This window comes from Mucilaginibacter sp. RCC_168 (assembly GCF_041355315.1).
In the GTDB taxonomy this organism is placed as follows: Bacteria; Bacteroidota; Bacteroidia; order Sphingobacteriales; family Sphingobacteriaceae; genus Mucilaginibacter.
In genome coordinates, this window is the sequence record NZ_JBFUPN010000008.1 from 82,018 (window position 1) to 105,778 (window position 23,761).

The 23,761-nt window shown below is 42.8% G+C and carries 18 protein-coding genes; 6 read left to right on the forward strand and 12 right to left on the reverse strand.

Features of this window, described 5'->3' with window-relative positions; all coding sequences use genetic code 11:
• Nucleotides 1–378: 378 nt before the first annotated feature.
• The 9 genes from AB6735_RS09005 to AB6735_RS09045 form a co-directional block, all read right to left on the reverse strand.
• On the reverse strand, nucleotides 379–2,976 hold the full coding sequence (locus tag AB6735_RS09005) for a glucosidase (protein WP_370995598.1): 2,598 nt from the start codon (nucleotides 2,974–2,976) through the stop codon (nucleotides 379–381).
• Between the two features lie 392 nt (nucleotides 2,977–3,368).
• Entirely contained in the window at nucleotides 3,369–4,439 is a 1,071-nt protein-coding gene (locus tag AB6735_RS09010; protein WP_370995599.1) for a dipeptidase, read from the reverse strand.
• A 1-nt stretch (nucleotide 4,440) separates the two neighbouring features.
• A complete protein-coding gene (locus AB6735_RS09015) occupies nucleotides 4,441–5,553 on the reverse strand; it encodes a D-TA family PLP-dependent enzyme (protein ID WP_370995600.1) in 1,113 nt (370 codons plus the stop codon).
• Nucleotides 5,554–5,706: 153 nt separating this feature from the next.
• Nucleotides 5,707–6,171, reverse strand: a complete 465-nt coding sequence (locus tag AB6735_RS09020; RefSeq protein ID WP_370995601.1) for a RidA family protein — start codon at nucleotides 6,169–6,171, stop codon at nucleotides 5,707–5,709.
• Between the two features lie 91 nt (nucleotides 6,172–6,262).
• Nucleotides 6,263–7,366: a hypothetical protein gene (locus AB6735_RS09025; RefSeq protein WP_370995602.1), complete on the reverse strand. Its 1,104-nt coding sequence runs from the start codon at nucleotides 7,364–7,366 to the stop codon at nucleotides 6,263–6,265.
• A gap of 96 nt (nucleotides 7,367–7,462) precedes the next feature.
• Nucleotides 7,463–8,278 (reverse strand): hypothetical protein, encoded by an 816-nt coding sequence (locus AB6735_RS09030; RefSeq protein ID WP_370995603.1) that lies wholly within the window; start codon nucleotides 8,276–8,278, stop codon nucleotides 7,463–7,465.
• A gap of 92 nt (nucleotides 8,279–8,370) precedes the next feature.
• A complete protein-coding gene (locus AB6735_RS09035; protein ID WP_370995604.1) occupies nucleotides 8,371–9,924 on the reverse strand; it encodes a phosphatase PAP2 family protein in 1,554 nt (517 codons plus the stop codon).
• Between the two features lie 27 nt (nucleotides 9,925–9,951).
• Complete coding sequence (locus tag AB6735_RS09040) at nucleotides 9,952–10,887, reverse strand: hypothetical protein (protein WP_370995605.1); 936 nt, start codon at nucleotides 10,885–10,887, stop codon at nucleotides 9,952–9,954.
• Nucleotides 10,888–11,137: 250 nt separating this feature from the next.
• Nucleotides 11,138–11,689, reverse strand: a complete 552-nt coding sequence (locus tag AB6735_RS09045; protein ID WP_370995606.1) for a hypothetical protein — start codon at nucleotides 11,687–11,689, stop codon at nucleotides 11,138–11,140.
• Nucleotides 11,690–11,837: 148 nt separating this feature from the next.
• Between AB6735_RS09045 and AB6735_RS09050 the strand changes: the two genes are divergently transcribed.
• From AB6735_RS09050 to AB6735_RS09065, 4 genes are all read left to right on the forward strand, one after another.
• Complete coding sequence (locus AB6735_RS09050; RefSeq protein WP_370995607.1) at nucleotides 11,838–12,398, forward strand: YeeE/YedE family protein; 561 nt, start codon at nucleotides 11,838–11,840, stop codon at nucleotides 12,396–12,398.
• A complete protein-coding gene (locus AB6735_RS09055; protein WP_370995608.1) occupies nucleotides 12,399–12,812 on the forward strand; it encodes a DUF6691 family protein in 414 nt (137 codons plus the stop codon).
• A gap of 18 nt (nucleotides 12,813–12,830) precedes the next feature.
• A complete protein-coding gene (locus AB6735_RS09060) occupies nucleotides 12,831–13,418 on the forward strand; it encodes a TlpA family protein disulfide reductase (protein WP_370995609.1) in 588 nt (195 codons plus the stop codon).
• 139 nt (nucleotides 13,419–13,557) lie between these two features.
• Nucleotides 13,558–15,108: an alpha-N-arabinofuranosidase gene (locus AB6735_RS09065; RefSeq protein ID WP_370995610.1), complete on the forward strand. Its 1,551-nt coding sequence runs from the start codon at nucleotides 13,558–13,560 to the stop codon at nucleotides 15,106–15,108.
• A gap of 143 nt (nucleotides 15,109–15,251) precedes the next feature.
• Here the strand turns inward: AB6735_RS09065 and AB6735_RS09070 are convergent, their stop codons facing one another.
• The 3 genes from AB6735_RS09070 to AB6735_RS09080 all read right to left on the reverse strand — a co-directional run bounded on the left by AB6735_RS09070 (nucleotide 15,252) and on the right by AB6735_RS09080 (nucleotide 18,078).
• Nucleotides 15,252–16,700, reverse strand: coding sequence for a phytoene desaturase family protein (locus AB6735_RS09070; protein WP_370995611.1), 1,449 nt, complete (start codon nucleotides 16,698–16,700; stop codon nucleotides 15,252–15,254).
• Nucleotides 16,701–16,790: 90 nt separating this feature from the next.
• Entirely contained in the window at nucleotides 16,791–17,408 is a 618-nt protein-coding gene (locus AB6735_RS09075; RefSeq protein WP_370995612.1) for a beta-class carbonic anhydrase, read from the reverse strand.
• A gap of 22 nt (nucleotides 17,409–17,430) precedes the next feature.
• Nucleotides 17,431–18,078, reverse strand: coding sequence for a redoxin domain-containing protein (locus AB6735_RS09080; protein ID WP_370995613.1), 648 nt, complete (start codon nucleotides 18,076–18,078; stop codon nucleotides 17,431–17,433).
• Between the two features lie 421 nt (nucleotides 18,079–18,499).
• Between AB6735_RS09080 and AB6735_RS09085 the strand changes: the two genes are divergently transcribed.
• Nucleotides 18,500–20,161 carry a murein L,D-transpeptidase gene (locus AB6735_RS09085; protein ID WP_370995614.1) on the forward strand — a complete coding sequence of 554 codons (1,662 nt, stop codon included), beginning with the start codon at nucleotides 18,500–18,502 and terminating at the stop codon, nucleotides 20,159–20,161.
• A 400-nt stretch (nucleotides 20,162–20,561) separates the two neighbouring features.
• Nucleotides 20,562–23,759 (forward strand): SusC/RagA family TonB-linked outer membrane protein, encoded by a 3,198-nt coding sequence (locus AB6735_RS09090; protein WP_370995615.1) that lies wholly within the window; start codon nucleotides 20,562–20,564, stop codon nucleotides 23,757–23,759.
• The last annotated feature ends 2 nt before the right edge of the window (nucleotides 23,760–23,761 follow it).

The window sequence follows — 23,761 nt, forward strand, 5'->3', positions numbered from 1 at the left end:
TCTTTATTACACAATAAATTATTTGGCGATCATTTTTCACCGGCTATTGCAAATTTTCGTGGCAAAAAACCATGATCAAAAACTTTTTAAACCTTAAATTTTAACAATTTTTAGCCCGAAACAGAGCAAAACGTATCACTTTTGGCCTATTTAACTAAACTTTAAGACCATTTTAACACTTTTTAACAAATTTTTGCTGGGTTTTGAAAGATTTAAAAAGTATTTAATTATTTGATTAGCAATCAACGATATACCAACCGGTCAGTTTTTGGTCTTGTTTTCTTTTTAACCAAACAGCCCGGTTCTCTTTCTTAAAGAGAACCGGGCTGCTATTGAAATAAATATACAAAAAATTTGTCGGATTAACGATATGCATCATTACATATACAGACAATTAGCTATCAACCCCGTCCAGCCGGTTTGGTGAGATGCTCCTGCCCCGCGACCGTTGTCACCGTCAAAATATTCATAAAAAAGGATATAATCTTTAAAATTCGGATCAGTTTGCATTTTGTGGTACTGGCCAAATACCGGGCGGTTACCGTTCTCATCGCGTAAAAACAGTTTGGATACCCGGCGGTAAAGCTCATTGGCCACCTCTTTAAGACTCATATAATTACCTGAGCCTGTAGGGCATTCTACTTTAAAATCATCGCCATAATACTCGTAAAAACGGTGCAGGCTATCAATGATCAGGTAGTTGATGGGTATCCAGATAGGGCCACGCCAATTGCTGTTGCCGCCAAACAAACCACTGTCGCTTTCGGCAGGCGTATAGCCAATGCCAAAATCAACTCCGTTTACAGCCACATGAAATGGCTTATCCAGATGATATTTGGAAAGCGAGCGGATTCCGAAATCGCTCAGGAACTCCTTTTCATCGAGCATATATTTCAGGATGGATTTCATCCGGAAACCACGCAACAGGCTGATGAGGTGTTTGCCATTGGCGCTTTTCTCATTCCAGCGCGAAACCAGCGAGGCCAGGTCGGGCCGGTTCTCGGCAAACCATTTCATCCTGTCACGAAATATAGGACTATCGGTAATATCGCTTTCGTTCAATACTTCGGTCGCAAACAGCGGGATAAGCCCTACTATACTACGCACCTTCATTTTGATGGAGCCATCATCCGGAAAGCTGATCTGATCGTAAAAAAAGCCATCTTCATCATCCCAAAGCCCTTCATTGTTTTCGCCGAGGTTTGACATGGCACCTACTATATAAATAAAGTGCTCAAAAAACTTGGAGGCGATATCGGCATAAGCATTATCATCCGCGGCCAGTTCTGTAGCTATACGGAGTAAGTTAAGCGAGTACATGGCCATCCAGCTGGTCCCATCGGCCTGTTCCAGATGCTGACCACTGGGCAGGTGCATGTTACGGTCAAAAACACCAATATTATCCAAACCTAAAAAACCACCTTCAAACACGTTATTGCCCGATGCGTCCTTACGGTTTACCCACCAGGTAAAATTGAGCATCAGCTTATGAAATATCCGCTCCAGGAAATAGGTATCCCCTTTGCCATTATTGGCTTCCTTATCGGTTTTGTAAATGCTCCAGGCTACCATAGCATGCACCGGTGGATTACCATCGCCAAAATCCCACTCATAGGCCGGTAGCTGCCCGTTCGGGTGCATATACCAGTCGCGGGTAAGCAATATGAGCTGATTTTTGGCAAAGGCCATGTCAATACGGGCCAGCGCCAGGCAGTGGAACGCCAAATCCCAGGCGGCAAACCAGGGATATTCCCATTTATCGGGCATGGATATCACATCGCGGGTATTCAGATGCATCCACTTGCTGTTACGGGCATCCTTGCGTTGCGGGGGCGGCGCTGGTTGTGCAGGATCGCCGCGGAGCCAGTGGCGTATATCACAATAGTAAAATTGTTTATTCCACATCATACCGGCAAAGGCCTGTCTTTGTATCAAACTGCGATCGGTATCGGCTTTGTTGCTGTATATATCGTTATAAAACTGATCGGCCTCAGTAATTCGGGTAGTAAATATCTGGTCAAAATCTTCAAAACTATAATTGGCATCGGGCGATAAACGGAGCCGTATAGTAACGCTCTGTTTTGCGGCTACTGTAATATCATAATTAACCGCTGCCTTAGTCCCGATATTACGGGGATTAACGGTATCAGCACCGTGTATAATATGATCATTGATACCGTCCTTATGGTATTTGATGCCGTTATCGTAATTATAAAGCCGGTCACTATTTGTCTCGTTATCGCAAAATAACAGTTCAGGTGAACCTTCGGTATGCAACCAAAGCTTGTCAAGGTCTTTGTGCGATACTTCTATTCTGCCTGTTCCATTGGCTGCCAAAAAGGGTTTATAATCATTATAACCCCAACTCCAGGTATTGCGGAACCATAAAGTGGGCATTACATTTAAAGACGCGTCTTGATCGCCGCGGTTGTGAATGGTTATCTTGATCAGGATATCTTCCTGCGCGTTTTTGGCATATTCGGTAAACACATCAAAATAAGCGTCGTTGTCAAACACCCCGGTGTCGATGAGTTCAAACTCCGGATCTTTACGGGTACGGCGTTTGTTTTCGGCCACAAGCCATTCATACGGAAAAGCCTGTTGCGGATATTTGTACAGCGCTTTCATGTATGAATGCGTGGGTGTGCTATCCAGGTAATAATAGATCTCTTTTACATCTTCACCATGGTTTCCTTCCGGGTTACTGAGCCCGAAATAGCGTTCCTTAATGATGGGGTCTTTTTTGTTCCAAAGGGCTATGGCAAAACAGAGGTTCTGCTGCCTGTCGCATATGCCGGCTATACCCTCTTCGCCCCAGCGATAGGCTTTGCTGCGGGCCATATCATGCGTAATAAAACTCCAGGCATCGCCATTGGCGCTATAATCTTCACGTACAGTACCCCACTGACGATCACTTACATAAGGGCCCCATTTTTTCCAACTGGTATCTTTTAACCTCGATTGTTCTGCATTCATGATAGATGACCATGCCTTTTTAAAGCAAGTGTTTGCAAATTAGACTTATTTAAGGAAAGATAATATAATTGGATGGTTTGTTTTACATGGGAATGAAGAAAAGCCCGCATGCTATTATCAGGGCGATGATTAGACTCACCCGCCCGTTGCTTCGCTCGGGCACCCTCTCTTCGGCTTCGCCGGAAAGAGGGAATTTTTCTTTTATCTCGATGAGAAGGTAAAAAATAGTATTTCACCGCCTTCTTTCCGCCGTAGGCGAAGAGAGGGCCAACAAGCGGAGCGATGTTGGGGTAAGTCGACTCTGCTATAAGTAAGGCAACAGTTCAAGAAACCCCTCCCTACCACAACACAGACAACCGCACCCCTCCCGTGGGGAACCATCTTTGAGATTTTTACGCCCAGGCATTCCTTAAAAACCTTAGCCAGTTTCCGTGCATCATGTTTTCGATGTCCTGATCGGTATAACCTCGTTTTTTAAGCAAAGCGGGTACTTTTTGCAAATCGGCAATGGTTTCCAGGTCGTAAGGGCATTGTTCGCGACCAAAAGCGCCGTCGAGGTCAGACCCCATACCTATATGCAGGGCATTGCCGGCAATCTGGCAGATGTGATCGATATGATCAACCATTACTTCCAGGTTACAATTCATACCTTTAGGGGTAGATTGCCCCCTCACCCAGTTGGGTACCATCATCCAGGCATCCAACGCGGCACCAATCACCGCTCCACGATCGATCAGCGCTTTGATCATTTCGTCGCTATATTGGCGGTTATGGTTCACCAATGCACGACAGTTATTATGGCTTGCCCAAACATGACCATTAAAATGGTCAAGAGCTTCCCAAAAACTATCATCGCACAAATGCGTAGCATCCAGGATGATGTTAAGGCGCTCCATTTCTTTGAGTAACTCATGCCCTTTAGATCCCATGTAGCCTGTAGCATCGGTACCTTGTGCGTAACGTCCCGGGCCGTAATGGGCTGGGCCTACAGCACGGAGGCCATAATTATAAGCACGTTCCAGATGCTGCACGGTAACAATGGAATCGGCACCTTCCAGGCTCAATATATAACCTATGGGCTTATTTTCTGTGGATTGATTATCGTTCCAAAGCTGCAGGTGTTTCTCCAGCGATGGCAGATCATTTACCTGTACCATTTCGCCGGCGTCTTCCATTGCTTTGTACCAGGCTACCTGCCCTTGTGTTTGCGCCCAGGCCTGCTCGGGCGAATGCCAGCCGGGCAAGGGGTTATCGGGGGCAACATAACGTCCTATCTGCGTAGCAACCACTAAGCCGATATTGCCTTTACGCAACTCGGGTAAAGTAACAACAGCTTTAGCACGGTCGGGCTTATCGGTAAGACCTTGTTCACGTTGGTTAACTTCGGCCAGCGGACGGGTAAGGTCTCGGTTCCACTCGAGCGCGTTCATGCTCAGGTCCAAATGGGCATCAATTATAAACATATCAGATCGTTATTTTTCTGTCGCGGGCGGCATTGAGCCATTCGTCTTTAAGTACATTATTTTCAATAGTATAAGCGCGCTCATATAAAGCTACGGTTGGGCATATATGGTGTGGGATACCGTACAATACATCGCCTATCTGGTAAGCATGCTCTTCGCCGGCCTCTACCACCAAATGCTCTTCGCTCTGGCCTACAGGCACCAGTTCGGGCGCATTTAAAAAATAGATGCGTTTGCTTAGTTCATTTTCGGCAGATACGGATTTATGCCCAACATCCAGACAAAGCTTCGTAGCACCGGGCAGCGATATTACCCTGGAAATAACCAGCGCGGCGGGTAAAAAACCTTGTTCGGCCATACCCAGCTGATAGCCTTTGTCCCAATAAACAAAAGTACCGGGACTACATTCCACCACCTCTCTTTTAGCATGGATAGGAAAAGTAGGCGACCCGCCGGCAACGATTACGGGCTTGGCATAGCCACGGTTTGTTATATCCTGCTGTAGCTTTAAAACCGGTTCAAAACTGGCATTGCAGCGTTCGGTACGCGTAGCCAGATCCGTATCATGGATATGACCATCATAGGCATGCAAACCTACCGGGTTCAATCCCGATAATACGGCACAATCCATATATAACTGCAGAGCCTCAAAACCGGCTTTTATACCGGTGCGGTTCATGCCTACATTAATATCGAGATAAACATCAACACACAGCTTGTATTTTTGAGCAACCCCGGATATTTCATTCGCCGCGGCAGTATTATCAACCAGGCAGGAGAATTTAGTTGCCGGGTAGGCGTGTATAAGCTTTATAAAGCGATAAAGCTTCGGGCCAACCGGCTGATAGGCCAGCAGTACATCAGGCGCTTTGCATATGGCCAGCAGTTCCGCTTCGGCAATGGTAGCGCATTTGAATTTCCGGATACCCGCTTCCATCAGTAATAGGGTAACCTCTTTATTCTTGTACGTTTTTACATGCGGGCGCAACCGGGCCACATCATCGATCATGGTTTTAAGCAGTTCGATATTAGCCTTTACCCTATCCGGATAAACCACCAAAGCCGGGGTATCCAGCTTCTCTATATCATCAATGGTGTACCAGTTCTGAGTCATGAGTGGTGAATGGTTAGTAGTTAGTGGTGAGTAATGAATGATGAGTTTTTAGCTTTTGTCTGAACCTGGATTTAAGATTATCATGATTATTGATTAATTACCATGCCTGACCTTTATTGTGGTTTCAACTCACTATTCACCACTCTCCATTCACTAAAATAATTCAAACAATGCCTCTATTTCAACTGGGATATTATCAGGTAAGGAGCCCATGCCTACGGCACTGCGTACACCTATGCCATTTTCTTCGCCCCATACCTTGGCAAAAAGCTCACTGGCGCCGTTGATGATAAATGGGTGTTTTTCAAAATCAGAGGTACAATTCACCATACCCAATACCTTGATCACTCTTTTTACCTTATCAAGACTGCCGATATTGGCCTTAATGGTAGCCAGCATGGCTAAACCAACCTGGCGGGCTGCCAGTTTGCCGTCTTCCTGCGAAATGGTATCACCTATACGGCCAATGATCAGGGTACCATCATCCTGCACAGTGCCGTGGCCCGACAGGTAGAGATATTTGCCATCAACTAAACAAGGCTTATAAACGCCAAGCGGTTTTGGTGCGGGCGGCAGGTTTAAACCAAGTGCCGCGAAGTTTTCTTCGGGAGTGTTCATACCGGTAAAATTATAAAGTTTAGGCAATAATTAGCAACAAAAAAGCCGGGGATCTCACTCCCGGCTCCAAATTAATCAACTATATGGTATTCTATTTAAATTTAAAGGTAACGCCAATGTTAATAGCATAATCGGCAAAGGCGGCATCGCCCTGGGTATAGGTTCCTGTTAGCTGCGTACTGATCTTATCCGGCACACTTTGCGTACGATCACGTTTTAAGGCCACCGGAACAAAGGCGTATATAGATAATGCTTTGAGGCGATAAGTAACACCCGGCTCAGCAGAGATGATGTAACCCGGCCTTCTGAAACCATTGCTGCCGCCTACCAGATCTTTTACCGGCAAACATTCGTAACGCACACCGCCCGAAAAATCAAACTTACCAACGCCATAGCTGGCACCTCCCCTGATCATTAATTGATCCGGTACGCTCATGATGTCGCTTCCGTTAGCCACAGCCTTGGCGCTTGGCGTACCGCCGCGGGCCGATGAGACTCCATTTTGCTCGCGCGGACTAATGAGGTAATAAAAGCCACCATACAAACCAAACTGATGGGTAAAATTATAATAAGCGTTAATCTCGGTAGTGATGCCTGTGCCGCCATCACCCAGTTGTATCGATTGATCGACAGGGCCCAGAGTTTTGGCGTCATTAGCAGCAGTGTGGTAAAAATAATCCTGGTAATTGTAGTTGCCAGTGGGTAGTTTAAGGCCCAGGCCAACCTGGATATTTCCTTTACGGGCTTTGGCCGGATTAAGCAGCCAGGCATAAGCCGTTAAGCGGATATCGCCCAAGCCAAATGAATGGGTGCTCAAGCGCTCTTTACCACCGTGCTCATATAATGACGACCGGCTGTTATCCAATATGGGCAGATCAACCGCGAATGACCAGCGGTTATTGAAAATGCGGGTAAGGGTAATATCCTGGGTGTAGGAATGATTGATCACATTGGTGTGTTGGGCAATACGTTGTTTTTGCTCCTGAGTACCAACAAAGTGCTTATATGATCTGAAATAGCGGTTATTGCTGTTTAGCAGCCAGCTGCTGTTGGTGTTGGTACTGTCGGGATGTTCATCCATGGTACACAAACCACCCGTGCTGCGGATGGCTACGCAGCCTTGCGCATTTGCTTGTGTATTAGTAAAAAGCATGTAAAAAGCGATAGAGAAAAGTAAGCGTAATGTTAGTTTCATATATTTATAAGTTAAATTGGGTTATGATAATTTGTTTAAGAAAGCCAGGCTCTCATACCTGGCTTTCACCTGCTCTCATACAGGATTTTTTATTAATCAACTAAATCTCAAATCTTTGGTGTTTTTCCAGGGGAACACGATAAAACCCGACGGTGCTTTTTTTAGCGCGAGCCATAAAGCCAGCAGCACACCATAGCTGCCGCCCCGCTCTATCCATTCAAAAATTTCGTAATGAGGATAAAACAGTTCGCTTGCTATTTTCCAAATGATAAATACGAGTAATAAGTTTTTAAACGGACGAATGAGTATAGATACAGCTGCAAATATTTCAAAAGCCCCCGCGATCAACGCGGTTTTAGCCGGCTCATTAAAACCCAGGGATTGATACTGTTTCAGCAATCCGGTTTTTTGTATCAGGTTTAACCAGCCATGGCCTAATAGTAATAAAAATGCTATTACCCTTAAGCTGCCTATCACTGATTTTAACATGGTTGGCTCAATTACTACCCGATCATTCATGCGGGCAAACCATTGCTTTAAGGGTATCCTTATACCACCTTGCAGCATTAACAATACCAGCGGAGCGCCAAAATTACCTGCACGTTCAATAAACTCAGCAAAAGGTTCTCCTGATAAGGGTCGGAAAGAGGCAGTAATAATCCCCCATATCACCAGCCAGCCTGCAGCGGCACGTGTGGGGTAAACCAATATGGATATCCCCATCAAAATATCAATGGAACCCACAACCGGCATTAAGCGATAAGCTTCATTATGCCCAATCCCCATCACCGCGAAATAGTTACACCATATTTGCTTGGTGATAATGCCAAATGCGCCATGCCCTATAAAACACATAGCACAGGCCAGTCTTAACGTGAAATAAATTTTTTGATCGGTGGTTAAACGTAACATACTTTCTTATTTTCTTCTGGATCAAAGAACAAAGATTTTTGGATGAATATATACTCTTAAAATCCTTGCTCCTTGTTCCTCAAATCCTTACTCTATTTATCTGCTCCATCTGTTTTTCCTCTCAGAACCGCGTACTGACCAACTTTGGCACCGGTTTGCAAACCGATCTCACAATCGCTGCGGTAATGTATGGCCCCATACAACCGCGACATGGCGGCATCATGTGCCAGATCGGTAAATTTGGTACCCCTATCTGGCAGCAAATAGGTTAATACTGCTGCCGCTGCCGCGCTAAAATTGGAGTGACCAGAGGTATACGCCGGGAAATTAGGTACCCCTGTCAGCGTTTTAATATCCGGATTAGCCTGCGACGGGCGCTGGTTAAAATAAAAATATTTGGTATCCCAGCATACAATAGCGGCATCCATTTCGGCCATGTTCAGCAATGCGAAATTGCGAGCCCAGCGTATTTCGCTATAGTTTTGCTTTACAAACTCATCTGCGGCAATGGCATCCCAATGGCCAGGGGGAGTATATGTACCAATACCATCGGCCCAAAAAGCCACCTGTGTTTCATGATCACGGGAATGGTCTTTACTAAAGGCCAACACCTCTTCAGTCTCTTTCTTAAACTCCGGCGAGTTGGTTAAGTAAGGAGGAGGCGGTCTTAACGCAACTACTGTAAGCGTATCAAACAAAAACGGCAGTACCTTTGAAAACAGCGGCAACATGGGAGGCCTTTTTGGTGTTTCCAGGCTTATCCAGAATTGTTCGCCTTTGGCGGTGGCCGCGGTTTCATAACCTTTCCAGATAGCTGGTGTACCGATAGCCTTGCCTGCACGATCATTACGTGCCCGGTTAGCAAATATGGCGGCTACCTGTTTGCCCAATGCCTCGCCGGCATTAAGTTCGCCGCGGGTGTTTGCCCCTGCCATAATACGGTATAGTTTTTCTTCATCAGCTTTTTGCTGTATATAGGCGATCTCTGTCGGGAATAACAGTTTCATCATCTCTACAGTAGTACCCGCTACAACAGCATCTTCGCTGGGATACGAGGGCAGATCGGATGTAGGTACCAGTGGTTTTATTCCCGTATCGTTTTTATATGGCGCGGTACGCTTGTACACATTTTTAAAATGCCAGGCGGCAATTAACGCATCATACTGACTTGCGCTAACGTAAGCATAAGCCCTTGCTGCATACGGCGGGTTGGAGAATGGGAATTCCGGATAATTAAAAGGATTAGCTGAATTGGGAGCCGGATAAGTACCATCGGGGTTTTGATAGGGAGCCACGTTGTGTTTTGCTACCAGTTCGCGTAAAATTTCGTTCCATCTCAAAACCGAACCCGCGCTCCAGTATTTGATGCTCGCTTTTTGATCATCGGTCAAACTGCGTTGCAGCGCTTTGATCTCGTTAATATCAGCAACGTATGCCGGTGAAGTTAATGCATCAGGAGCAGCTACACTCAATGCGCTAAAATCAGTAACGAGTACCGGTTTCCATGTATCAGCATTCAAGTCGATATTGGCCGGTGCTAATGCAGGGTACAATGAAGTACGATCGGTAATATCCTTTTTACAGGAGCTTAAAAAAGCAAAACCTGAAAACAGGATCGGGACTATATAGCGTAATGTTTTTTTCATGTTGATCGTCATTAAATATTTACCTTCCTATTTCTGTTTTATGGTACTGAAAACGTAATATACCCCGCCGTAAAATGTACGGGTTTGTCCAACGTTACGGCCACTTAAAACGTAATTCCCTCCGGCGGTAAACTCCAGTCCGCTAATGGATTGAAGGCTGTATTTTAATATCACTCCGGCCAGTGTTGAGTTCATTTTGTTACTGGGGAAAGGCATATCGTTTTTACGGATATCAAAACCGCCAAGTGTAGTTACTTTGGTTAATACGGCTTCGGCATTGAACTTTAAACTTCTATAGCCCGAACTTACCAGGAAGTTGGTCATATTGGGCATCTCCACCTCGTTGGTATAATGCAGCTCGGTAGTATAATAAGAATTCCTATCAATCTTAATATTGCTCCGACGGATATACTGACCGGCCCCGGCGACAAAGAACCGGCCTGTCTGGTAGTTCAATAAAGCACGCAAAGCCACATTTTTACTATGAAGTCCGATAGATAAGGGTAAATAATCAGCTTCATAATTACTTAACGGTATCGATCCGGATAAAATACCATGAAGGCTGAATAAACCCTTGCCAATTTCTTCTTTTATGGCCATCCATTTGATAGATGCTGTAAGGTCCTGAAAATTATGTTCGCCCCTTAATGTACCCGCGGTAGCATTGGTGGTAACATAGGGAACCATAAATAATAAATTGATACGGTTTGATAAACCATAATTGCCACCCAGGCTGTACACATTGGTACTTACTGTACCCAGATTAAGATTGTCGCGCTTAAATGTGCCTTCCCAGTAATGATCCCAACTGCTATGGGTATATACACCGGCGGCGCAAAAATAATTCTTGGGGATCATCAAGGCGTCAGCATCGGTTTGCGCCCTGGCAAAGGGCAATAAAACAAGGCAAAAGGCTATAATTAAACAGCATCTGCAGAAAAGTTTTGATAAATTTTCTATCATATATAATTAATTAGGGTGAGGCTAATAAATCAATCTGTAACCGGGCCATAACCCGGCGAATGGGTATTCATAACCGGTTTTTATAACCAATCAGCAATACCAAAGACAATCAATCCATAAATTATGCTTACAAGTGACTGAGGTATATTCCAAATACGACCCAACATTAGTTTAGGAAGTAATTAAACACCCTTGCAGCTTTAAAATAAAGCATGCAAAGTCATTACACAGCATCATTTAAGGGTTGTGATCAGCAAGTGAAGTTTGGAGGCTTGCCTGGGGATTCAATGAAGGGTGAACTCAAATGGTAGAATATAGGGTTCATAGTGGTTTTAAGCGTAATTGAAAACGTTAAAAACCGGTAATGCATCATTTGGCAACTATACTCGTTACCGAAACTTACTTTTTTAATCGGCGCTTCGTGCCCCTTTTTACTCAGAGGTACATCGCAGAATTCTTTAGCTATAATTAAATTGGCAGTTACCAGGCGGGTTTTCACACTATTGGCTATACAAATGAACGACATGGTATCGCGGGTTACCTTGTATCTTAAATAGTTATAGTAAACCCCCTTTAATTGCAGCTGACCATGGTCAACTACATAATCGTTCCAGTCATGGATATTTGGTAAATGAACAGGGAGTTTTATTTCAACAAGCTTGGTGGCATCTACCTTATTTTCGTAGATCTGTTTAACTATCTGAACTTCTGATTGATGAATTAAGTACTTAAATACCAAATTATATCCGCCCAGATTGAACAGATGCACATTCAGTAATAATATGGCTACAAACCTTTTCACCAGAAAGAGACAATTAATAGGATATAATGAATTGTAAATATATTGATACGGTTGATAAAAACAAATAAAAAATGAATAAATCATTAGGCAGTAGTGTATTGCTCACACAATAAATATCTTTACCATAATATAGTTATCAGGTATCAATATGGATATTTTAAAACAACCCTGGCCCTGGTATGTGGCTGGCCCTTTGATCGGCCTTGTGGTTCCTGCTCTTTTATTAGCAGGCAATAAAGCATTTGGTATATCATCATCATTAAGGCATATCTGCGCGGCTTGTTTGCCGGCAAATATTTCCTTTTTTAAATACGACTGGAAAAAGGAAAGCTGGAACCTGTTTTTTGTTGCCGGTATTATGCTGGGTGGTTTTATAGCCACATCATATTTATCGGGCAATCACCCGGTTCAAATTAACCCGCACACCACTACCCTGCTCAAACAGCAAGGCATTACTGATTTTAGCGGCCTGCTGCCACATGATGTATTCAGCCTTAGTCAGCTGTTAACTTTAAGAGGATTTATCTTTATAGTTATCGGAGGTTTTATGGTAGGCTTCGGCACCCGGTATGCGGGCGGTTGTACGTCTGGTCACGCCATCATGGGCATATCAACTTTACAATGGCCATCTGTAGTGGCTACTTGCTGTTTTATGGCGGGTGGTTTTGCCATGACCTGGTTTATTTTACCGTACCTTATCAGCTTATAAATGATGCGTAACATTAAATATCTCATCATCGGAATGCTTTTTGGCATTGTACTGGTTAAATCAGAAGTGGTGTCCTGGTTCAGGATACAGGAAATGTTCCGGTTACAATCATTCCATATGTATGGCATCATCGGCAGCGCCATTGTAGTAGGCCTTATCTCTGTTTTGCTCATCAGGCGTTTCCAGGTAAAAACTATATCTGGTGAAGCGATTGTTATCCCGGTTAAGAAATTCCATTGGGGTAATGTTTATGGTGGCTTGATATTTGGCCTGGGCTGGGCCATAACCGGTGCATGCCCGGGCCCGCTGTTCGCCCAGATCGGCAGCGGTTTCGCGGTAATTATAGTTACCTTACTCAGCGCTATTACAGGTACCTGGGTTTATGGACTGCTACGGGATAAACTTCCGCATTGATTTACTGTTGGATTGGACATGGTAAAGAAGAAAAAAATAACATTTGGCAATATTATCTATCTGCTATCGGCGGCTATTATCGTTGTTATGCTGGTTAATCCAACAGCTAAAAGTTTACTGATAAGAGGTTTGATAGGCATTGGCTTTTTTAAACCCGAGATCCCCGTTCAGGTATCGAAAAGGCCTTTGGCTGATCCTGTTAATATTGCTTTCAGAGATAGCAGCGGAAATGTTTTAAATACAAATAGTTTAAAGGGTAAAGTGATATTTGTAAATTTATGGGCTACCTGGTGCCCGCCCTGTATAGCGGAAATGCCCAATCTTAACGATTTTTATAAGCGATATAAAAACTATCCCAATGCGGTTTTTATACTGGCAGATGTTGACAATAACTATACAAAAGCCAAAGCGTTTATGAAAAAGCATCAGTATGTATTGCCTGTTTACACGTTAGCAGACAACATACCAGAAAACATTATGGATGGAACCATCCCCACTACGTTGATATTTAACAAAAAAGGCGAACTGGTATTTAAACACACCAATGCCGCTAACTATAATAGCGCTGCATTTGAAGATTACTTTACTAAACTTGTGAAGCAATAATGGCGTTATTAATTGTCTTGCTAACACAAAATAAAACCAATTAACCGAATATAATTTTTATTAAATTAATTGTTGTTGTTTTAACACTTATTAATATTTTTTCTTTTCTTTACAATTCCAATATCAAAACCTCCATTCAATGAAAAAGAAAACACTTACCAATTTATTTACCTGGTTACTTTGCCTTGGTTCGGCCACTTCTTTTGGCCAAACCGGCACCCTTACAATTAGTACTAATTCAAAAACCACCATTGATAAAAACATCTACGGACAATTTGCAGAGCACCTTGGTCATGGGATATACGGCGGTTTTTGGGTGGATAAAGATCTCCCGGTAAAAAAACAGGATCGTATCAGACTTGATGTGGTTGAAGCTTTGAAAAAAATAAAGATCCCCAACCTGCGCTGGCCGGGTGGTTGCTTTGCCGACGAATACCACTGGCGCGATGGTATAGGCCCAACGGCGCAACGCCCACGTATGGTGAATACCAACTGGGGTGGCACAACCGAAGACAACAGCTTTGGCACGCATGAATTTCTGGAGCTTTGCAGCTTATTGAAATGCGAACCTTATGTAGCAGGCAATGTGGGCAGCGGTACGGTTGAAGAAATGTCAAAATGGATAGAATACTTAAACTCCAATAGTACCAGCACTGTAGTAAAAGAAAGGGCCAAAAATGGCCATCCGGAACCCTATAAGGTTACTTTTTGGGGCGTTGGTAACGAGAGCTGGGGTTGCGGCGGAAACATGACTCCTGAGTTTTATGTTGATCAGTTTAAGCGTTATGCTTCTTTTGCAAAGGATTATCCGGGTGCGAGACTTAAAAAAATTGCCAGCGGTCCTAATGCCGATGATTACAGGTGGACAGAAGTATGTATGAAAAACATCCCACAACACATGATGTACGGCCTGTCTCTTCATTATTATACTATTCCAACAGGCAACTGGGGTAAAAAAGGTTCCGCAACATCATTCAGCGAAAGTGAGTATTTCAACACGATGGTGAATTGTATTAAAATGGAAGAGCTGGTAACCAAACATTCGGCCATTATGGATAAATACGATCCGGAGAAAAAAGTGGCTTTAATAGTTGACGAATGGGGTGTTTGGACGGACGCTGAACCCGGCACAAATCCTGGTTTTCTGTTTCAGCAAAACAGCCTTCGCGATGCGCTGATAGCAGGCACTACGCTAAATATTTTCAATAACCACAGCGATCGTGTTAAGATGGCCGCGTTGGCACAAACCATTAACGTTTTACAATCGCTTATTTTAACCGACAAAGAAAAAATAGTGCTTACCCCTACCTATCATGTATTTGATATGTATAAAGTTCACCAGGATGCAAAATACCTGCCTATAAAATTAGATGTGCCTGATTACGAGGTAGACGGCAAAAAGATAACGGCTGTAAACGCGTCAGCATCACAGGATGCTGCCGGTAAAGTACATATTTCGCTGGTTAACCTGGATATTCATCACGCTATAACCATTACAACCGGTCTTCAGGATATCAAATGGTCGGCAGTAAGCGGCCAGATCTTAACTTCGGCCAATGTAACCAATATCAACACCTTTGCCGATCCGAACAAAATACATCTGAGCAATTTTACCGGTGCTAAAAAAGATGGTGACAAACTGGTGATTACACTACCTGCTAAATCAATAGTGACTTTAGAATTGAATTAAGCATATATTAAAATCTCGAATCCGCGCGTCATTGCGAGGCACGAAGCAATCTTTACGCAGGCAGGTCAACTTTAACAATTGCTCTGTAAAGTTTAGGAATTGCTTCGTGCCTCGCAATGACGCGTAAAGAGATAGAGGAAGTGTTATAAATCTTTTACCTTTATCCCCCAAATATCGCTCAACGCCTTTTTTGCTGCATGATAACCGCACATGCCATGTACCCCGCCGCCCGGAGGTGTAGATGATGAGCATATGTAAAGCCCTTTAGCTGATGTTTTATAAGGCGACCAACGCAACGCGGGCCTTGTAAACAGTTGCCCGATATCTATAACTCCACCGTTGATATCTCCACCAATATAATTGGGGTTATATTCCTCCATCTCCGCAGTATTGAAAGTATGTTTGGCCAATATAGTATCCCTAAAGCCTGGGGCGAAACGCTCAACCTGCTGCTCAATAATAGCAGTCATATCTTTTGCAGAACCGTTGGGCACGTGGCAATAGGCCCAGGCTGTATGTTTACCTTCGGGCGTACGCGAAGCATCAAATTGGCTTTGCTGCGCCAGCAATACAAACGGTTTTTCAGGATGCTCACCTTTCCAGATCCGTTGTTCACCATCGGCTATTTCTTCAAAGGTATTACCAATGTGTACAGTACCCGCCTGTTTAACGGGTTCCGCTTTAAATGGTATCGGAGCATCCAGGGCCCAGTCTATCTTAAATACGCCCATTCCATAGCGGTAGCGTTCCAACTGCCACTTGTATAGGGACGAAAACTGATGCCCGGCTATTTTCAAGAGTTGCCTGGGCGTAATATCAAACAATACCGCATGCGCGGATGGAAGTTGATTTAATGATTCAATATAGCGGTCAGTTTCTATTTTACCTCCTATCGAAATAAAATAAGAAGCTAAGGCATTCGCTATTTCCTTTGATCCCCCTTTGGGTACAGGCCAGCCTTTTAAATGTCCCTGCGCCATCAGTACCAATCCGATGGCCGAAGTAGCTAAATTACTTAAAGGTTGTATAGCATGTGCAGCCATGCCGGCAAATAAGCCCTTTGCAGCTTGTGTTTTAAACCGTTTCTCCAGAAAAGTTGCAGATGTTAAACCATCGAGACCAAATTGGGCCATGGCTAAAGGATGTTTGGGAAAATGCAGCGGACCCAAAGCATCAGGTGCTATGAGCGGCCAGTTTTTTACTACAGGATTGATGAGCTTGAGATAAGCTTGCTCATCATCACCTAATAAGCTTGCGGTTTGTTCAATTGATTTGGTCAATATAGCGGCCGTACCATTATCAAATGGATGTGCGGCCGCTATTTCGGGATAAATATATTCAAGTCCGTATTGTTCCAGTGGCAATGTTTCAAAAAACGGTGAAGCTGCTGCCATTGGATGGATAGCCGAGCAGATATCATGCAGGTAACCGGGCAAAGTAAGTTCGGCAGAACGAAGACCTCCCCCTATTTCTTTTTTGCCTTCAAGCAATAATACCGACAAGCCGTTTTGTTGTAATAATATAGCAGCGGCCAAACCATTAGGCCCGGAGCCAACAATTATGGCATCATAGTCGCGTTTTTCAAGCTTCATGTATACGGCAGATGTTTAAAAACATACTAAGGTATTTAAATAAACAGGTTGATACCCCAATGAATTTAAAAATCTGGTCGTATTTGGTAATCAATTTAAAACCTCGCCGGCATGGGTTGCCTCTGGTACCTCGATCAGTTTGCCGGAACGTACATCATAAATATAGCCATATATAGGTATGTTCCCTGCCACCAGGGGATGATATCTGATGCGTAGGACATCTTCGGTAACACTTGCCTCCAGGTTTTTAAAGGTCAGGAAGGCAATGTGTTGTGCTTCATTTGATCCGCCGCTTTCTTCGGTATTACGCCAGCCGTGTTCATCAACAGTGGCAGTTTTCAGGCTTTTGGCCAGCAGATCGCGGATAATATCATCGGTAAACAAAGCCATACCACAATCGGTATGATGAATGACAAACCATTCTTTGGTACCTAAAAGCTTGTGCGATATTACCAATGAACGAATGGCATCATCACTGGCCCTGCCACCTGCATTACGAATTACATGCGCGTCACCTTCGGCTAAACCTGCATACTGAGCCGGATCAAGCCGGGCGTCCATACAAGTTAAAATGGCAAACTGACGAGCCGGTGGTATGGTTAACTCACCTTTGTTGCCAAAGTGCTTTACATATTCCTGGTTAGCCGAAAGTACCTGCTGATGAACTTTTGACTTGATTTTTTGCAATGGATCAATCACGTTTGACATAGCTTTTACTATTTTAATATGATCAGGCAGATTTTCTGCTGTGATTGATCAATGCTGATTCATAAACCGAAGCAATAATATCATCTGCCGAAAATGTACCCAGGAAGTCAAAATCGATATGACTATAAATAACTTGTTTTGAGGAGTCGACAATATAAGTGGCCAAAAGCGGCGCATTTACATCTATCCCCGAAAATCTGTTCCAAGCCGGGTCTTCATTTGAAAATATTCTGAAAGCCTGTGCCAGTTCTTTTTCCTCATCGTAATAAAAATTAAGGGTAAAGCTATGTTCCCAGGCTTTCTTTTCCAGATCTTCGGTACGTTCATCGCTTATGATCAACAGGTTTCCGCCACTGGCCTTTATCTCGTTATGAATATGGTTAAGTTGCTTTAACAATGTAAAACCCTGATCGCGCCAGTGATGGGAATAAAAAGCGATCACTAAGGGCTTGTTTAAAAGATGTCTTAATGAAACAGGGCCATGTACTTCGGCGCCATTGAAAAACTGCTGCCACCTACTGTAGGTACTGTATAATTTAAGATCCGGCACATAGTTACCGGCTTTAACCGGTTTCAGAGGCTTGTATGGTTTAAAAGGAAGATCGGCATCAGCAACGATCTCTGAAAGATCAAAAAATGGATATTTGGTATTATTATTTGTAGTTAACATTTTAAACAGAATGAAAGATTAAACGAATTGTATTTGATTGCGCGGCGATAGCTCGGCATCAACAACTGCACAACCCGTAAACTACGGGGTAATCAACCAATAGCCGGAGGATTACGGGCTTGTTTAATTGATTTACCAGATAAGCGTTCATAAAATGTATGTTAAATAATGAGATCAGTAAAATAGGAGAATAGAATAAGTGGAGGCAGGCAAAAATGCGCGCTTCAACAACAGCAACACATGACAGTTTTGCTATCGATACGATGCAAAGAGGAGTGTGTATTAAAGGTAAATTTACTGCCCGACATGATTTTGAATGTTCTGAAGTTCAAATATACTATAATGTCTATATAATTAGTATATATTTTATAAATTATTTTTTTCTCTTTTGTTTTCTATCTTTCAGTCAAAAAGTAAAACAATGCTAAACAGGCCTATAAAACAATATATTCTACTGGTAATCACTGGTATTTCTGTTCTGTTTAGTTGCAGGCAAAATCCAAAACACCGGGTATCAAAGGCAGATTCTGTAAAAAAGAAGATCGTAAAAGAATGGAATAAAACCATTCCCGGTAGTTTCAGCGATCAAACAAAGGCCGTTTTTGACAGCACACAAATAAGTATCTTCTTAAAAAAACACCCTGCTTTTGATCCGTATGCCAAAGATATTAACCTGTTTTACAGCAAGCGTAAGTTTGCTTATGCCTGGTACGTAAATAATACCTTAATAGAACAAGCGGGTAACCTGGTCGACAGGCTAAACAATTTACAAAACGAAGGTATATACAAAGCTATCCCCTATCCAAAGTCATTGGATTCGCTGGTATTTGATGCACATCCAAAAACTAATCAAGCTAAAGCCAAAACAAATATCACCACCGAACTGATGCTCACCGCGCAGTATTTTGTCTTTTCAAAATTGGCTTTTCAAGGCATGAGCGATTCGGTAACCCGTGCTGTTAACTGGTACCTGCCGCGTAAAAAAGTATCATACAATGATTACCTGGATAGTTTGCTGAAAAAAACCGGCAAATCTGGAAGTATTTTATCTGAACCTGTTTATCGCCAGTATGATCTTTTAAAAAACTACCTGGCTAAATATCGTCACCTGGATACAATTGATAAATGGCAGCCTATTATTCCCGGTAAAAAGTTAAAACCCGGAGACTCTACCCTGGTAATATCCCAAATCAAAAAGCGACTTTACAAACTGGAAGATTTTAAAGGAGATACCACAAGCAATGTTTACGACGATGAATTGAAAGATGCCTTTAAACAATTTCAACTGAGGCATGGCCTTACTGCCGATGGTATAGCCGGCGCTGGCACCATAGCCGAGCTAAATGTCCCGCTGAAAACCAGGATGCGCCAGATCATGGTTAATATGGAGCGTTGCCGGTGGCTGCCCGTAAGCCTTAATACCGATTACCTGGCCGTAAACATACCAGAGTTTAAACTTCACGTTTATCATGCCGACAGTTTGTTATGGAGTTGCAATGTAGTTGTGGGGCAAAAAGTACATCAAACGGTGATATTTTATGGCGAAATGCAGTACGTTGTTTTTAGTCCGTACTGGAATTTACCCGAAAGCATTATCCGTAACGAGGTGTTGCCCGAGATGAAAAAGAATCGCAATTATGTTAATGAGCACAACATGATCATTACCGGGAAAGAGAACGGTTTACCGGTGATTAAACAAAAGCCCGGACCTGCAAACTCTCTTGGGTTGGTTAAGTTCCTTTTTCCCAACAGCTACAGCATTTATTTACATGACACACCATCAAAATCATTATTTGGGGAATCGTCAAGGGCGTTCAGTCATGGCTGCATCCGTGTTGGTGAACCAGCGAAGCTGGCTTCTTTTTTGTTAAAATACGACACCACCTGGACCGTTCAGCGTATCAATAAAGCTATGCACCAGGGTAAGGAACAGCAAATAACCCTTAAACGTAAAACGCCTGTATTTATAGCTTATTTCACAGCTTTTACCGATCGTAACAACAAACTTAACTTCCGTAAGGATATATATAACCGGGATGAGTCATTGGCATCGATGATCATATCAGGCAAAGGCAGCTATTAAAAACAATAGCTGGATATAGCTAAAACGGGGGTCTCCCCTTTATTTGTCATTTTGACAATAAAATCTGTCATTATATCTTTCTAAGATTTATAATACTGGCTAATTAAAAAAACAAAATATTTTTCGTGGGTTTGTAGGCAATAGTTAAAATTTAATTGTCCCTCTCTAAACTACTTGATGTACCTGACCCTATTCAGGAACTATTAAGTGTAAATTTAACACCAACATTGATTATTAAAACCCGAAAAGATTAGGCCTATGTAAAAAATGCTTACTAACCCTACCCAAAGCACAATTACCCGGCGGGAAATTGCTGCTCCACAGAATGATTTTTGAATGATTATAAATGCAGGTGCCATAAAAGCACTTTAGTATTAACTCCCTTTAAATTCAGTAAAATATGAAATTTTTCAAACACCCAACGGGTGTACATAGGCCATGGATATCCAAATCTTTGCCCTTATGTAAATTAGCCCTTGCCGGTATAGTTCTCATAAACACGCAAACAGCAGCACATGCAAGCCCTAAATTAACCAATAGCTTAAACTTTAATATCAAAACCAGTATCGCAAAGATCAGCGGTAAAGTAGTTGACGACAAAGGCGCCCCCCTTATTGGCGTGAGCATTAGGATAAAGGGTACAACCACAGGTACGCAAACCGATGTGAATGGTAATTTTAGTATTGAAGGCGATAGCAAAACCGTATTGGTAGTTAGCTACATTGGCTTTACCACTCAGGAAATAACAGTAGGTAACAGAACTTCATTATCTATTACGTTGGCGGCTAATACCAATCTTAACGAGGTTGTAGTAACGGCTTTGGGTATAAAAAAGGAGCAGAAAAAACTTGGATATGCGCTTACAACCGTTAAAGGCGATTTGCTTGATAAAGCAAAAGAGTCAAACGTAGCCTATTCATTAGAGGGCCGTGTAGCTGGTTTAAGTATCAGTGGTACTAATGGCGGCGCAGGTTCATCGGCACGTATATTATTACGGGGTGTAACCAGTACAAGCAGTACTCAGGGACCTTTATTTGTGATCAACGGTGTACCTATGGACAATACCCAAAGAGGCCAATCGGGCGAATGGGGCGGTGCGGATTATGGTGATGGTATTGCCAACATCAACCCGGATGATATCGAAACTATGACGGTATTGAAGGGCCAATCAGCATCTGCATTGTACGGTACCCGCGCTACAGGCGGTGTTATTTTGATCACGACCAAATCCGGCAAGAAAAATTCAGGCTTTGGCGTAGAATATAACAGCAACTATCAGATGGATAAAATTTATGATAATACCGATTTCCAAACCCAATATGGGCAAGGCGAATTTGGTGTTAAACCAGCCAATCTTGCCGCAGCGTTAAGCACAGGCAGCCTGGCATGGGGACCAAAACTTGATGGTTCACAGGTAATTCAGATTGATGGTAAAACCCATCCATATTCAAAAACCAGCGACGATTATACCAAGTTTTACAAAACCGGGAATACCTTCACCAATACTGTAGCTTTAACAGGTGGTAATGAAACCGGCGCTTTCCGCTTGTCTTTGTCAGACATGAATAATCACGCTATCACACCAAACAGCGGGCTGAACAGGAAAACATTTAACTTCAACGGTTCGCAAACGGTGATGAAAAACCTGGACATTAGCCTGGTGGCCAATTACATATTGGATAATGAAAAAAACCGTTCAGGATTAAGTGATGGTCCGGGCAACCCTAACAACGTACAGTATCTGGCACCTAACCAGGCCCAAAGTACTTTAGCTCCGGGAACAAAAGCCGATGGTACTGAACAATCATTTACAAATGATATATATGTAACCAACCCTTATTTTGCTGCTTATAATTTTATAACCAACTCAAACCGTGAGCGCTTAATATCATCTATATCAGCTAAGTATAGCATAACACCCTGGGCTTATGTGCAAGGCCGCATTGGTTATGACAACATTCATGACAAGCGTTTTGCCGTAGAGCCAACCGGAACCGCATATGTGAGTGGCAGTAATGGTAACTTAAAAACACGACAAACACAAACAACCGAATTTAACGCGGATGTATTATTAGGCGCCAAACACGATCTGATCAAGGATTTCCTTAACCTTGATATGTCTGTAGGTGGTAATATTCGTAAAAGCAATTATGACGGCACTTTTATCAATGCCAACAATCTTATCCTTCCTTACTTTTATGACCTGTCAAACGGAGCTCAAAGGCTCGCCGGAAATATCGGGTCTGATTCCGGTACATTAGATGATGATCCTAAAAAACTACAGGTTAATTCAGCCTATTATACTGCTGATTTTGCTATAAAGAACTTTTTGATCCTGAGTACATCCGGACGCTATGATTATTATAGCAGTATATCAAAAGCAGTAGGCCCGGGATTTTTCACCCCCTCTGTTTCTGCAAGTTTTATATTCTCTGATCTTACGCATATCAATGGTCTCGATTTTGGCAAACTGCGTGTTTCATATGCAAAAACAAGTAGTGCCGCCAGTCCGTTTACTAACCAGGTGTACTATAGTGTAGCCAATTCAATTAATGGAGTACCTGCAGCTACTTTTGCTTCTCAATTAGCAAACACTAAATTAAAGCCTTATACCTTAACCGAGTTTGAAATTGGTACTGAACTAAAGTTTTTGAATGACCGCTTAGGTTTGGACGTAGCTTATTTTGACAGGAAAACAAAAAATGAGATAGTTAATGCTACTGCTGACTGGTCATCCGGGTATACCAACTATTATGTTGGTTCGGCAGGCGTGAGTAATAAAGGTATAGAAGTTGAAATACATGGCACACCGGTAAAAACCAGTACTTTCACCTGGTCGCCTTCTTTTAATTTTACCTACATTAAAAACAAGATATTAGAAACTGATCTTGATGGTGCAAACTTAGGTTTAGGTACCTATCGTCCGTTAAATGCAACTACCGCCTTTGTTAAAGGTCTTCCTGGTCCGCAAATTATGGCTAACGATTATAAACGCGATGCCAGCGGCAATATCATATTTGATGCTACAGGTAATGCCGAAACTACCGCACGTATTCCTATGGGAAGCGTTGTGCCTAAGTTTTATGGTGGTTTGAATAACGATTTTAGTTATAAAAACTTTAACCTGGGTTTCCTGGTTGATTATCGTTTTGGCAACAAGGTATTATCGGCAACCAATTATTACAGTATTTTCCGTGGTTTAAACAAAATGACCCTTGAAGGCCGTGAAACAGGTGTGGTTGGTGTTGGTGTAACCGAAAGTGGTGCAAAAAACACTGTTAATGTACCGGCCGAAACATACTATCAAACTTTGGCGCGCAATGTTTCTGCGCTCAATGTTTTAGATGGTAGCTTTATCAAATTGCGTCAGATTACATTTGGATATAGCATCCCTAAAAATGTGTTAGGCACTACACCATTTAACTCTATCACCGTTTCATTAGTGGCCAGAAACCTTTGGACGATCATGAAGCATACTGACAACATTGACCCTGAGTCAAATTTTGCTCCGGGTATCAACTATGCGGGTATTGAAGGTACAAGCGTACCTCCTGTAAGGACATATGGGTTAAATGTGAACTTTAAATTTAAAAAATAACA